General features: G+C 31.9%; 12 protein-coding genes and 1 other annotated feature. Of the genes, 4 read left to right on the top strand and 8 right to left on the bottom strand.

The genetic code is table 11. From position 1 onward, the window contains the following. Positions 1-59: 59 nt before the first annotated feature. The gene (cls, locus tag AB1282_RS11985) at positions 60-1,607 is read right to left on the bottom strand and encodes a cardiolipin synthase (protein WP_056473642.1); all 1,548 of its coding nucleotides are present in this window, start codon (positions 1,605-1,607) and stop codon (positions 60-62) included. Between the two features lie 50 nt (positions 1,608-1,657). Further along, positions 1,658-2,329, bottom strand: a complete 672-nt coding sequence (gene mecA, locus AB1282_RS11980) for an adaptor protein MecA (RefSeq protein WP_429899161.1) — start codon at positions 2,327-2,329, stop codon at positions 1,658-1,660. A 319-nt stretch (positions 2,330-2,648) separates the two neighbouring features. Between mecA and AB1282_RS11975 the strand changes: the two genes are divergently transcribed. Continuing rightward, complete coding sequence (locus tag AB1282_RS11975) at positions 2,649-3,320, top strand: TerC family protein (protein ID WP_056474234.1); 672 nt, start codon at positions 2,649-2,651, stop codon at positions 3,318-3,320. Between the two features lie 135 nt (positions 3,321-3,455). On the opposite strand, the gene spxA is transcribed toward AB1282_RS11975, so the two are convergent. After that, on the bottom strand, positions 3,456-3,854 hold the full coding sequence (gene spxA / locus AB1282_RS11970; protein WP_056473638.1) for a transcriptional regulator SpxA: 399 nt from the start codon (positions 3,852-3,854) through the stop codon (positions 3,456-3,458). A gap of 528 nt (positions 3,855-4,382) precedes the next feature. On the opposite strand from spxA, the gene AB1282_RS11965 reads away from it, so the two are divergent. Continuing rightward, on the top strand, positions 4,383-4,586 hold the full coding sequence (locus tag AB1282_RS11965; RefSeq protein ID WP_429899160.1) for a hypothetical protein: 204 nt from the start codon (positions 4,383-4,385) through the stop codon (positions 4,584-4,586). 950 nt (positions 4,587-5,536) lie between these two features. Here AB1282_RS11965 and AB1282_RS11960 read toward each other — a convergent pair. Genes AB1282_RS11960 through opp3b form a run of 4 tightly spaced genes read right to left on the bottom strand, consistent with a single transcriptional unit; the run spans position 5,537 to position 9,482 of the window. Then, positions 5,537-6,472: an ABC transporter ATP-binding protein gene (locus tag AB1282_RS11960; protein ID WP_056473634.1), complete on the bottom strand. Its 936-nt coding sequence runs from the start codon at positions 6,470-6,472 to the stop codon at positions 5,537-5,539. Further along, positions 6,462-7,511 (bottom strand): ABC transporter ATP-binding protein, encoded by a 1,050-nt coding sequence (locus tag AB1282_RS11955; RefSeq protein WP_056473632.1) that lies wholly within the window; start codon positions 7,509-7,511, stop codon positions 6,462-6,464. The genes AB1282_RS11960 and AB1282_RS11955 overlap by 11 nt, the downstream gene beginning before the upstream one ends. A gap of 21 nt (positions 7,512-7,532) precedes the next feature. Beyond that, a complete protein-coding gene (gene opp3C, locus AB1282_RS11950) occupies positions 7,533-8,552 on the bottom strand; it encodes an oligopeptide ABC transporter permease (protein ID WP_056473631.1) in 1,020 nt (339 codons plus the stop codon). 3 nt (positions 8,553-8,555) lie between these two features. Further along, positions 8,556-9,482, bottom strand: coding sequence for an oligopeptide ABC transporter permease (opp3b, locus tag AB1282_RS11945; protein WP_056473628.1), 927 nt, complete (start codon positions 9,480-9,482; stop codon positions 8,556-8,558). An 815-nt stretch (positions 9,483-10,297) separates the two neighbouring features. Between opp3b and AB1282_RS11940 the strand changes: the two genes are divergently transcribed. Together AB1282_RS11940 and trpS are read left to right on the top strand one after the other, a co-directional pair. Next, positions 10,298-10,672, top strand: a complete 375-nt coding sequence (locus AB1282_RS11940) for a DUF3899 domain-containing protein (protein WP_429899159.1) — start codon at positions 10,298-10,300, stop codon at positions 10,670-10,672. A gap of 58 nt (positions 10,673-10,730) precedes the next feature. After that, positions 10,731-10,960 (top strand) — a binding site (T-box leader). A 62-nt stretch (positions 10,961-11,022) separates the two neighbouring features. Next, positions 11,023-12,021, top strand: a complete 999-nt coding sequence (gene trpS, locus AB1282_RS11935; RefSeq protein ID WP_429899158.1) for a tryptophan--tRNA ligase — start codon at positions 11,023-11,025, stop codon at positions 12,019-12,021. Between the two features lie 198 nt (positions 12,022-12,219). Here trpS and AB1282_RS11930 read toward each other — a convergent pair whose 3' ends face one another. Continuing rightward, a complete protein-coding gene (locus tag AB1282_RS11930) occupies positions 12,220-12,972 on the bottom strand; it encodes a YjbA family protein (protein WP_056473623.1) in 753 nt (250 codons plus the stop codon). Between the last annotated feature and the right edge of the window lie 51 nt (positions 12,973-13,023).

Raw genomic sequence — 13,023 nt, 5'->3', positions numbered from 1 at the left:
TTGACTATATGAAATATTATAAAAATGTTCTATCAATGTTCTATCAATAAGATAGCTCATTACAAAAGTGGTGCCATTAATCTTGATAATGATTCAAATATCCTTTTGTATATAGGTCTCTTTTTAAAATCTTTAAATATAATTGCTTCAGAATCGCGGATATCATTATTAAAATCATTAACTAAATGATTAATACTTTCTTCTAAATATAAAAATGCAGTGACTTCGAAGTTTAAACGAAAACTTCTCATATCCATATTTGCCGTGCCAACAGATGCGATTTCATCATCTACAATCAATATTTTACTGTGCAAGAATCCTTGTCTATATTCATAGATTTCTACACCTGCTTCTAATAACTCTGGAAAATACGAACGTGAGGCATAAAATACGATTTTCTTATCAGGACGATCAGGCATTAGAATTTTTACTTTTACCCCACCATTTGCTGCAACTTTAAGAGCAGTTAAAATATCTTCATCGGGCACAAAATACGGTGAAGCAATGTATATACTTTTCCTTGCACTTGTAATCATCGCAAAAAATAACTCTTTTATCACTTCATGCTTTCGGTCTGGTCCACCAGAAACAAGCTGAATTGCTCCTTTTGAAGAATAACTACTAGCATTAATGTCAAAGTACTCTTTGTCATCAATTAACTCATTCGTCATATAATACCAGTCTTGCAAGAATATGAATTGTAGTGTTCGTACACCTTCTCCATTAAGGTATAGATGGGTATCTCGCCACTTTCCAAAATAATGGTCTTTCCCTAAATACTCATCTCCAATATTTAATCCTCCAACAAATCCTACATTCGAATCTATAACGATAATTTTCCGATGGTTTCGGTAATTAATCGTATCATTTAAAACTGGAATTTTAACTGGAGAAAATGGTAGTATTTCTACACCAGCTTTTCGTAAGTCTTTAACAAAATTTCTTGATAATTTCCAACTGCCTACAGCGTCATAGAGAAATCGTACCTTTACTCCATTCTGTGCCTTTTCAATTAGAATATCTTTTAGTTGATTACCAATCTCATCATTTCTTACTATATAAAATTCGATATGAATATGGTGCTTTGCTTTTTTAAGTTCCTCAATTATTTTTGGAAAGGTTTCACTTCCGTTTGTAAGAACTTTTGTAAAAGTATTCATTGTGACTGGAGTATTACTCTGTTTAGCTGCAATATTTATTAGATACTCTAATCTTTGATTTTGCGCTATAAAATCTTTCACTTCTACATCTTCGGATCCACTAATTAAACCATTTGCATTTTGATCATTAATTGCCTTTTTTCGATAGACCATTTTCTTTTTGTAATTTTGTCCAAAAATTAAATAAAAAACAAAACCAAATAACGGGAAAATAGCTAAAAGTATAATCCATGTTAAAGTTCTAGCAGGATTTCTATTTTCAAGGAAAATAATAATCGATACACCTATAGCTGTTATCGAGAACATGATACTTATTAATCTAAAAATAGTAGATTTCTCAAAAAATGCAAAATTCATTAACCAAATGAATTTAATAGTTGGAGAAGCAAAATATAAAATGCATACTACAATTGATAAAAATATTAAAATCTTTAATCGAAATTGCATCAATATTCTCCTTTATAAAGAAAAGAAACCGATCCCTAAGGCATCGGCTATTACAATAATGGAAAAATTGATTTAAAATGAGGTAAAGCTGTCTTTTCATAAATCAATTTTCCGTATTCCTCTAAAACATGTATAGTTACTTTTGAACGATGACCATATTCAAGTAACATAGATGATAAATATTCGACTTGAATTTCATCAAGCAATTCTTCTTCAAATTTAACATAAAGATAGTAATAATCTTGGAAGGAATATAGTGTGCTTTCAAATGATTCCTGATTAACAGCATGTGATAAAGAAATAAGGTCTTCAAGATTTTTAAAGGAAAGAATAAGTTCAGTTTCCTCTTCATCCATCGATTCAAAAATATCGTCATCATCATCTTCATCTGAATCATCGTCATCATCTACAGAGATAAATGGAATTTCTAAATTCTTTTCTCCTTCACCTAAATTCACTTCTACTTTTTTGCCGTCTTTAGAAATCACAGCTTTTGTTACCACAACTTCTAAACCCTTGTCTAGTGCCTGTACCTGAATCCATAGGGGGCCACCAGCAATGAATTCCTCAGTCAAATGCGCTTCATCAATTAATTCCCAGAAAAGCTCTTCACTTCTTTCTCGATCTAACCATACTTCATCTTTAGAGAAACCTCTCTCCTCGATGTCTAAGTAGGATATGGAGAACTTAAACGTATTTTCATTAATTCTTTCTATTTCCATTTGTTTTCCCCCTCCTTTAATGAACAACAAGTAATTGCGTTAGACGAAATAGAATAAATAAAGTAAAAGAATTTTATGTTAAATATAAAATTCTGAAATAGTAAATTAGAAAAATACTCTTAAAAATTTAGCTTTAATAAGTAAATTTTTATCTATCTTACCATGAAAATTTATTAAATGCGAATAGTAACTACAATTATATTTTATGATACAAATTAAAATTTTGGAAATAAAATTCACCTATTTTTTAAAAATCATCATATACCTATTAATATTAGGACAATCATTTAAAGCTTTTAATAAGAGAGGTGAATTCATGATAGATCTTCATTATATATGGTCCTTTTTAATGATTGTTATTATCGACATTGTTTTAGGCGGAGATAATGCTATTGTCATTGCATTAGCATGTAGAAAATTACCATATAAGCAACGTAACATAGCGATAATTTTCGGTAGTATTACCGCAATTGTTTTACGAATTATCCTAACAATATGTGCAATTTTCGTCCTTAAAGTCCCATTCTTACATTTAATTGGCGGAATATTACTTTTGTACATAGCTTGCAAATTAATTATCCAGGAGGATGACAACCCTTCTATAAAGGAGAACTACACAGTTTTCCATGCAATTCGTACAATTGTATTTGCTGATTTAGTTATGGGGATTGATAACGTATTAGCAATAGCTGGGGCATCAAACGGAAAGCCATCATTAGTCATTTTAGGTCTTTCCATCTCAATTCCAATAATTATTTGGGGAAGTAAAATCGTTTTATGGTTTTTAGAAAGATATCCAATTTTGAGTTTTGTAGGGGCTTCTGTTCTTTCAATAACAGCTAGCAAAATGTTAATAGACGAGCCATTTATCAGTCAATATATAAACGGACGAAACGATATGGAATTAATTGTCGGCTCATCTTGTATAATCTTTACCATTGTCATAGGTTATTATTTTAATAATATTCGATACCGAAAGCGAACATCCTAGTTGTTAAAAAAAAGCTGTAAAAAGTATGCATTTAACTTTTTACAGCTTTTTATATAATATGAATAAGTATTTGTTCAATATGATTGAGAATCTTAATCAAGAATTGTAATTTTTTTCACAATTCAAAACAAAGATTTACTCATTAACTAAACGTTGTGCTTCACGTAATTGATATGTGCGAACTGAACGCGGTAAAAACCTTCTGATTTCATCTTCATTATAACCAACTTGTAAACGTTTCTCATCAATAATGATCGGTCTTCTAAGTAAACCAGGGTATTTTTGAATGATTTCATATAAGTCTTGTAAAGGAAGACTTTCTAAGTCTACATTTAATTCTTGGAAAATTTTTGATCTTGTTGATATAATTTCATCAGTACCACTTTCAGTCATACGTAAAATTTGTTTAATCTCATTAATTGATAATGGTTCTGAAAAAATATTTCTTTCTTTATAAGGAATATTATTATCTTCTAGCCACATTTTTGCTTTTCGACAAGACGTACAACTTGGTGAATTATACAAAATTACCATTTTGCTCTCCCCCTAACTACTCTTTTAAAAAAAGGAATATAGTTATGTGTATTAATTTATAAGAATTGGTTAATTATAATTAGTTTAATCTACCACTATGTTCACCATTATACAGTATTGTGCTAAATAAATATATACAAATTTGTAAAAAAATTTAAAAAAACCTATACAAAAGGTGTACAATTTTCAGTAAATTCTTAAGTAAAATATAGGCTAATTTCTTTCATCTATTTTACGTATGTGAAAGCTGATTTTTCTCATCATATACCTCACTAACTGTGAGTCAAACCTGCATCCATATTTCATCCTCTTTTCCATTCTATAACCTCCCCCACAACATTATCCAAAGTAGTCAAGTACGCCTTTCATTTCACACAACTTTAATCCTAAAAATTACAATACTAAAAGCTTGATTGCTTTATAAATAGCCCGAAAATAATTATTATGAAAAAGTTTATTTATTCTTTCTATTTCATCAATTTTTTAATACAATAATAGTAACGCTTACATTCCTAGGAGGCTAATCTAATGGCAGCTTACATAACTGATCTATTGATTGTTGCAGTGTTAGTAATTGGAATTACTGCACTTAATGGTGTGTTTACAAACGCGATCGGCGAAAAAATATTTGGTAGAAGTAAAAAAAGGCAATTTGTTGAAATGTCTGACAGAATGTCTGCAAACTTCAAACAAGTTGGTGGCCAAGGTAAGTTCCGTAAAAAAACTTATTAAGAGCAGCATTATAAGAAATTTACGATTAAAAAAAGGGCAAAAGCCCTTTCTTTTTTTGCTTTGATAAGGTTTAGTGTATAACCAATGTAGAATTGATTAAGGTCACTAGTTCATCCTCATGTACAGTATTTTGAAATATTAAATTCAGGGGCTTTGAATTAAAAAATTGGTTATCATTGTACACTCTGGATTAATTTTCTTCTAAGCTTGTCCTACCATTAATATACCTAGCCTTATCTACACTTAATATGATAAAACCTCCACCTTTATTTTCCCTTAACTTGATCGAATTCTTAATGTGTAAGAAATTACGGATTTTTTGTTTTTTACTTACTCATGAACCTCTCATGAGTAACCATTTTGATTCTTTTTGTTGTTTTACTTACTCATAAACCTCTCATGAGTAACCATTTTGATTCTTTTTGTTGTTTTACTTCCTCATGAACCTCTCATGAGTAACCATTTTGAATCTTTTTGCTGTTTTACTTCCTCATGAACCTCTCATGAGTAACCATTTTGATTCTTTTTGCTGTTTTACTTCCTCATGAACCTCTCATGAGTAACCATTTTGCAGCTTTTTGCTGTTTTACTTCCTCATGAACCTCTCATTAGTAACCATTTTACAGCTTTTTGTAGTTTTACTTACTCATGAACCTCTCATGAGTAACCATTTTGATTCTTTTTGTTGTTTTATTTCCTCATGAACCTCTCATGAGTAATCTTTCTTCTTCTTTTTGTTGTTTTATTTCCTCATGAACCTCTCATGAGTAATCTTTCTTCTTCTTTTTGCTGTTTTACTTACTCATGAACTCATGATCTAACCACTTTTAAATTAGCAAATTTCATTTATCCTCGCGATCTTGGTCTAAATACCATTCCCTACCTATTCTCCCCTTACATTCCTAATCCAATAAAAAAATCCTAGTGATAACCTCACTAGGATTGATTTATTATTTATACATTTGTTGATAATTTTTAAATTCTGCTTCTGAGCAAAGTACGAAATGTCCAGGACGAACTTCACGTAATTGTGGTTGTTCATTTGAATAATCGTGTTGTTTTGGATCATAAACGATACGTTTACGATTGCGCTCATAAACAGGATCTGGAAGCGGAATTGCTGATAATAATGATTTTGTGTAAGGATGCATAGGGTAATCATATAATTCATTACTATCTGCAAGCTCAACAATTTTACCGTGGTACATTACACCGATACGGTCACTAATGTACTTAACCATTGATAAATCATGGGCGATAAATAGATATGTTAAACCTTTTTCCTCTTGAAGCTTTCTCATTAAGTTTACAACCTGAGCTTGAATTGACACGTCAAGAGCTGAGATTGGCTCATCGGCGATAATAAAGTCTGGTTGTACAGCAAGTGCTCTTGCAATACCGATACGTTGACGTTGTCCACCTGAGAATTCATGTGGGAAACGGTTAGCGTGCTCTTTATTTAAACCTACTGTTTCAAGCAAGTCATAAACCATTTTCATTCGCTCTTCTCTGTTACGAGCTAAGCCATGAATATCAATACCTTCTGCAATGATATCTGCAACTTTCATACGCGGGTTTAATGAAGAGTATGGATCTTGGAAAATCATTTGCATACGGCGGTTAAATTGCTTTAACTCTTTACGACTTTTCTTACCATGTACATCTTCACCATCGAAAATTACTTGTCCATCAGTCGCATCATATAATCGAATGATTGAACGTCCAGTTGTAGATTTACCAGAACCCGATTCACCTACTAAACCGAAAGTTTCTCCACGGAAAATGTCAAATGTAACATCATCGATTGCTTTAACAGTTGTTTTACCTGTATTAAAGTATTGTTTTAAATTTTTAACTTCAACTAATTTTTCTGCTTTATTTGACATTTACTTCACCTTCCTTCATTCGTTGAATACGCTTGATAACGGCTTCAGGTGGTTCAACTTTTGGAGCATCCTCATGTAATAACCATGTTGCAGCGTAGTGTGTATCAGACACTTTAAACATAGGAGGTTCCATTTCATAGTCAATTTTTAAAGCATTTGGATTACGTGGTGCAAACGCATCACCTTTTGGAGGATTTAATAGATCTGGTGGTGTACCAGGAATTGCTACTAATTCTGCTCCTTGTTCATTATCTAGGTCAGGCATTGAAGCTAAAAGTCCCCAAGTATAAGGATGTTTTGGATTGTAGAAAATATCGTCTACAGTTCCCATTTCAACTACTTTACCAGCATACATAACTGCAACTTTATCTGCAACATTCGCAACTACACCTAAATCATGTGTAATAAAGATAATTGCTGAATCAGTTTTTCTTTGAATTTCTTTCATTAACTCAAGAATTTGAGCTTGAATTGTAACGTCAAGAGCTGTTGTTGGCTCATCGGCGATTAATAATTTTGGATTACATGCTAACGCCATTGCAATAACTACACGTTGTCTCATACCGCCTGAAAATTGGTGTGGATATTGTTTGAAACGTGCTTCAGCATTTGGAATTCCAACAAGATTTATTAACTCTAAAGCAATTTTCTTTGCTTCAGTTTTACTCATATTTTGGTGCTTTATTAGACCTTCTGTAATTTGATATCCAATTGTTAATACTGGATTTAAAGAAGTCATAGGATCTTGGAAAATCATTGAAATTTCTTTTCCACGAATACCTTGCATTTCTTTTTCACTTAATTTAGCTAAATCTTTTCCATCGAATAAGATTTCACCGCTCTTAATTTTACCTGGCGGGTTTGGAATTAACCCCATTAATGCTTTTGATGTTACTGATTTACCTGAACCAGATTCACCTACAATTGCTAATGTCTCACCTTTTTTAAGATCAAATGAAACTCCGCGTACCGCTTGAACTTCACCAGCATGAGTATAAAAGGAGACACATAAATCTTTTACTTCTAATAATTTACTCATAGTTCATTCTCCTCTCAAATATTACTTACTCTTTGGATCTAAAGCGTCGCGTAACCCGTCAGCAATTAAGTTGAAACTTAAGATTAATAAGCTGATTACAACCGCCGGAATAATCATCATATGTGGGAAAGTTTGTAGTGACTTGAAGCCATCACTTACTAAAGAACCTAATGATGCTTTCGGTGGTGCAATACCTAGACCGATAAAGCTTAAGAATGCTTCAGCGAAAATTGCACTTGGAATTGTGAACATCATCATTACAATGATTGGACCCATAATATTTGGAATTAAATGTTTTCCAATTAATTGAGCATTAGTCGCACCTAATGTTTTTGAAGCTAAAACGAACTCCTGATTTTTTAATTTTAACATTTGTCCACGAACGATACGGGACATACCTACCCAACCTGTGATTACCATCGCTAAAGCGATTGAAAGAATACCTGGGTTTTTAAATACTAAGATGAATAGGATTACTACGATTAGATAAGGAACACCCATTAAGACTTCAGCAATACGTTGCATAATTGTATCTGTTCGACCGCCAAAGAATCCCGATATACCTCCGAAGGTTACACCGATAAGCATATCAATTACTGCTGCTAATAAACCAATTAAAATCGATACTCGAGCACCCGCCCAAGTTCTTGTGAAAAGGTCACGACCTAAATCATCAGTACCAAACCAGAAGTTTTCTTTAATATTTTTGTTTTTATAAACGTCATTTCCATATTGATCAATTCCATCAAATGGTAAGAATTTTACATTTTCTAATACACCAATTTTTGGTGGTAATTTCGATCTTTTTAAATCTTGGTCTTTATAAGAATGTCCACTCATCATTGGACCAAATAATGTGAAGAATAATAAGATGCCTAGGACAATAAAGCCTAACATTGCACCTTTATTTTTCCTAAAACGTCTACGAGCGTCTTTCCAGAATGAATCTGAAGGTCTAGAAATTTTATCCGCGTTATTCAAATCTACATTTGCAGGTTGGAATAAATCAGATGAAATTTTTTGAGCTGTGTTGTTGTTCATTATTTATTTACCTCCTGCTAAACGGATACGTGGATCAATTACACCGTATAAAATATCTACTACGAAAATTACGATTAATAATAATGCACTATAGAAAATTGTTGTACCCATAATTACTGAATAGTCATTTGTGACAATTGATTGAACGAATTGAGAACCTAATCCAGGTACAGCAAACATATTTTCAATAACTAAAGTACCAGTCATTAAGTTTACAGCCATAGGACCTAAAATTGTGACTACTGGGATTAATGCATTTCGCAGGGCATGTTTAATGATTACGCCTACTTGAGATATACCTTTTGCTTTTGCTGTTACGATATACTCTGAGTTCATAACTTCGATTAACTCAGTTCTTGAGAATCGAGCTACAGTTGCTGTTACGAATACTGACAATGCAATTGTCGGTAGAATCGTGTATTTAAAGCTTTCCCAATACGCTACCGGGAACAGATGTAATTTTACTGCTAAATAATACTGTAAGATTGCCCCGAATACGAATGATGGTATCGAGATACCTAAAACTGCTAGAACAGTAGAACCATAGTCCCATATAGTATTCTTTTTTAATGCAGCAACAATACCGAAGATTAATCCGATAAATGTTCCTAATAATAGTGCTTGAGCACCTAATTGAGCTGATGGACCAATACGAGTTTTGATCATATCAGTTACTTGACGATTATCGTATTTATATGAAACTCCTAAATCTCCTTTAACTAAATTCTCCATGTACTTTGCATATTGTACAGGAACTGGCTTATCTAACCCAAATTTAGCGAAGATAATTTGTTTTTGATCAGGTGTTAATTTCTCTGGGTTTTTTAATGGAGAACCTGGTAACAACTTCATTAAGAAAAATGTAACAGTACAAATTAAAAATAGTGTGACTAACATGTAAATAAATCTCTGTAGCACGTAACGTCCCACAACTGCACCCCCTTATTAATTTAAAAAAATTTTATTTTTTTTATTTTTTGATAATTCTTTTGTAAAAATGAGAGCATTTGGATTTTTCCCTATTTGGATCTTTCCACATACTCTTTAGTACCAATTATAATTCTGTAATTTTTTCGATCGATTTTACTTCTTGTCCATATTATTCTCAAAGATGGGTTAAATCATTTAATCCAGTTTTTTCATTTCTTGTAAAAATGGTGTAGATTTTTGCTTAAGCTTTTTTTCCAACAATGTAAGCGTATTCGTAATGACGCTTTTGGTCAATATTTTTTTACTGGAAAATTCTAAATTATTATTCTAAACAGATTATTTCCAACTAATTCTCCCTTTTAAAAATATGCTGGGATCCTTATAAAAAATAACTTATTTAGATATTTATTCATAAATTTAGTAAAAAAATGAATGCTTATATTTGCAATTTCAGTATAACAAATTTATTTATCGAAACATATCTCACAATCCATGATGTATACCCCCTAAGATGCTAAAGCAATGTAGGTTAAAATGCAGAAAGTTAATATACAATTCTGAATTTTTATAGTAGAATTTTCGATAAGTATCGATTTTTTTCTACAAATTTTATTATACATTTTTATGAGAGTTTTACAACAATTTTGACAAATAAAATTAAATAATTTGTTAAAATAAAGAGAATTGTCTTAAAAATGCTAACAATTTAAAAATATTTTGTAACGATTAGTTGAAACTGTTTACAATGTTATTATAGTATAGCATTATTAAGTCTACAATATATAATTCTTTCCAACAGGAGGATCACAAATTAAATGTCGAAACACTATATTATTGTACTATTATCAGCGATAGTACTAGCAGCAATCTTTTCTTTTATCCAAGGAACATTAAACTTTTTCCTTCATTTCACGAACACAATATTCTATATTGGACTAACATTATTTGTTATTGGTGGTTTCTTATTAATTGTACAAAGTGGATTTTTTAATATCACTCGCTTTGGAATGCGTAAAGTTTTCGGAACGAGAGACCAACAGATGGCAGAAATGACTGGTGATGAATCACTTACTGTTAAAAAGGATATGATTTATAGAAGATATAAATTTTCAGTTACAAAACCATTACTAATGGCTTCAATCACGTTAGTTATTGTTTCTTTTTTATTCAGTTTTATCATTATTTCTTAAATGATGTATCAACATCTTGAAAGTTGAATATAATTAAGATATTATCTATAGAAAGTATATATTAGCTATGATGAAGAGTAGTAAACAGATTTTAGCATGTTAAGAGAGCTTGTGGATGGTGAAAACAAGTCATGTGACCTGTCGAATGGACTTCTGAGCTTCGAACCGAACATCTAGTATAAGTAGGCTTCGACGTAACTCAAACGATAGATGAGAGCATGATTTCATGCATGAGTGATTCCTTATTTGGAATAACTAGAGTGGTACCGCGGTTTAATCGTCTCTATGTATATAGAGAGATTATGCCGCTTTTTTTTTATTTTATTTAGTTTTATTTAGGAGGATTTAAGATGCAAACTATTTTTAGTGGAATTCAACCAACATCATCTGGAGGTATTACTTTAGGTAACTATTTAGGTGCCGTTAAACAATTTATTGAATTACAAAATGATTATAACTGTTATTTCTGTATTGTTGATCAACACGCAATAACAGTACCGCAAGACAGACTCGCTTTACGTAAAAACATTCAAAGTCTATCTGCAATCTATGTTGCTGCTGGATTAGACCCAGAAAAATCAACTATTTTTATCCAGTCTGAAGTACCTGCACATGCACAAGCAGGATGGATGATGCAATGTGTATCTTATATCGGTGAATTAGAGCGTATGACACAGTTTAAAGATAAATCTTCTGGTAAAGACGGTGTATCAGCTGCTTTGTTAACTTACCCACCTTTAATGGCCGCAGATATACTTTTATACGGTACTCACTTAGTTCCAGTTGGAGATGACCAAAAGCAACATTTAGAGCTTACTCGCGACTTAGCAGACCGTTTTAATAAGAAATATAATGATATCTTTACAATTCCTGAAGTTAGAATTAGTAAAGATGCAGCTAGAATTATGAGTTTAGCTGATCCAACTAAAAAAATGAGTAAATCAGATGAAAATCAAAAAGCTACAATTTTTGTTTTAGATGATCCTAAAGTAATTGAAAAGAAAATTAAAAGTGCTGTAACAGATTCTGAAGGTATTGTTAAGTATGATAAAGAAAATAAGCCTGGTATTTCAAATCTACTAAGCATTTACTCAGCATTTACTGGTGAAACAATTCAAGAATTAGAAGATAAATACGCTGGTAAAAATTATGGAGAATTCAAACAAGATGTTGCAGATGTAGTAGTAAACGGTTTACGTCCATTACAAGAACGCTATAAAGAAATTATTACATCGACTGAATTAGATGATATTTTAGATGCAGGAGCTGCAAAAGCAAATGCCGTTGCAACTAAAATGATTAAAAAAATGGAAAACGCTATGGGATTAGGTCGCAAGAGAAAAAAATAACCCCGGTTTTCCGTAAAAATGAAAATAGGAATGGGTGTCTTAATAGTCAAAGAACTTTAAGGACACCTTTTTCTTTATATTAAGGAAAAAGACGAAATAGATGAGTTTATGTAGTCAAGAAATCACTAAAAAACCCACAAGGAACTTTTATCACCTTGTGGGTCTTCTTCGTTTTGAGGCCCTTTAAAATAACCTCTTTTAGTTTACTTTTTGTTCGTGTTCCATTTCCCATAGCTTTTCAAAGAAAGGTTGACCTTTAACGATTCTTCCACATAATTGCTCATGTCGCTCTGACCAACCACTCTTTATTTCGTCATATAATTGGGACCAAATATCCTCAAATGACAAATCCTGAATTTGTTGATACGATCTTGGATTCCACTCAGTGTACCAATATCGAATCTCCGAAGGATTTTTTGATGAATGGAGTTGATCTAACGCCATAAATAATAACTGCTTTAGTTGTCTTTCTTTTCTTGTTAGTCCGCTCATAATAATTGGCGACGGTGACAGTATATGATGTTCTTTTGTTTCATCATTTACTACGTTTTGAAGACTATAGTGACTTTCTTCAATCTCGGCTGTCATATCATACACCATTTGTTCTTGCCTTGGTATTAAACGACTTTTTCGAATTGGTATATTATACCCAATTGTGTCAACCGCAATAATACCATTGCCGTCAGTTACTACAAAGCAATAATCTAGTTGAATACGCTCATGATTCTTTCTTACATAAGACTTTTGAAACACTTCAGTTAATAGACCGGAAGGAAGCTCTAATAGTTCATTTTCAATATACTGATATAACTCTGGAGTAACTTTAATGACTGGAACTTGGTCTAATAATTCAACACTATCATCTTTTCTCCATTCAAAAAAATGACAGACATTGTAACCATTTTCTTCACCTTCAAACCAATTGACCCATACATCATGTAAATACAACATTTACTACCCCTCACTTCACAACTGTATGTAACTTTCAGTATGGTCAGTGAT

The sequence above is a fragment of the Gottfriedia sp. S16(2024) genome (genome assembly GCF_050473765.1).
GTDB lineage: Bacteria > Bacillota > Bacilli > Bacillales > Bacillaceae_G > Gottfriedia.
Note: the sequence above shows the minus strand (reverse complement) of the source record. Positions and strands in the feature narration are given on the sequence as shown.

Coding starts and splice junctions, on each gene's coding strand:
- opp3C (WP_056473631.1), bottom strand. CDS start 8,552: ATGAACAACAACACAGCTCAAAAAATTTCATCTGATTTATTCCAACCT.
- AB1282_RS11955 (WP_056473632.1), bottom strand. CDS start 7,511: ATGAGTAAATTATTAGAAGTAAAAGATTTATGTGTCTCCTTTTATACT.
- AB1282_RS11960 (WP_056473634.1), bottom strand. CDS start 6,472: ATGTCAAATAAAGCAGAAAAATTAGTTGAAGTTAAAAATTTAAAACAA.
- mecA (WP_429899161.1), bottom strand. CDS start 2,329: ATGGAAATAGAAAGAATTAATGAAAATACGTTTAAGTTCTCCATATCC.
- AB1282_RS11940 (WP_429899159.1), top strand. CDS start 10,298: ATGTCGAAACACTATATTATTGTACTATTATCAGCGATAGTACTAGCA.
- AB1282_RS11930 (WP_056473623.1), bottom strand. CDS start 12,972: ATGTTGTATTTACATGATGTATGGGTCAATTGGTTTGAAGGTGAAGAA.
- spxA (WP_056473638.1), bottom strand. CDS start 3,854: ATGGTAATTTTGTATAATTCACCAAGTTGTACGTCTTGTCGAAAAGCA.
- trpS (WP_429899158.1), top strand. CDS start 11,023: ATGCAAACTATTTTTAGTGGAATTCAACCAACATCATCTGGAGGTATT.
- cls (WP_056473642.1), bottom strand. CDS start 1,607: ATGCAATTTCGATTAAAGATTTTAATATTTTTATCAATTGTAGTATGC.
- AB1282_RS11965 (WP_429899160.1), top strand. CDS start 4,383: ATGGCAGCTTACATAACTGATCTATTGATTGTTGCAGTGTTAGTAATT.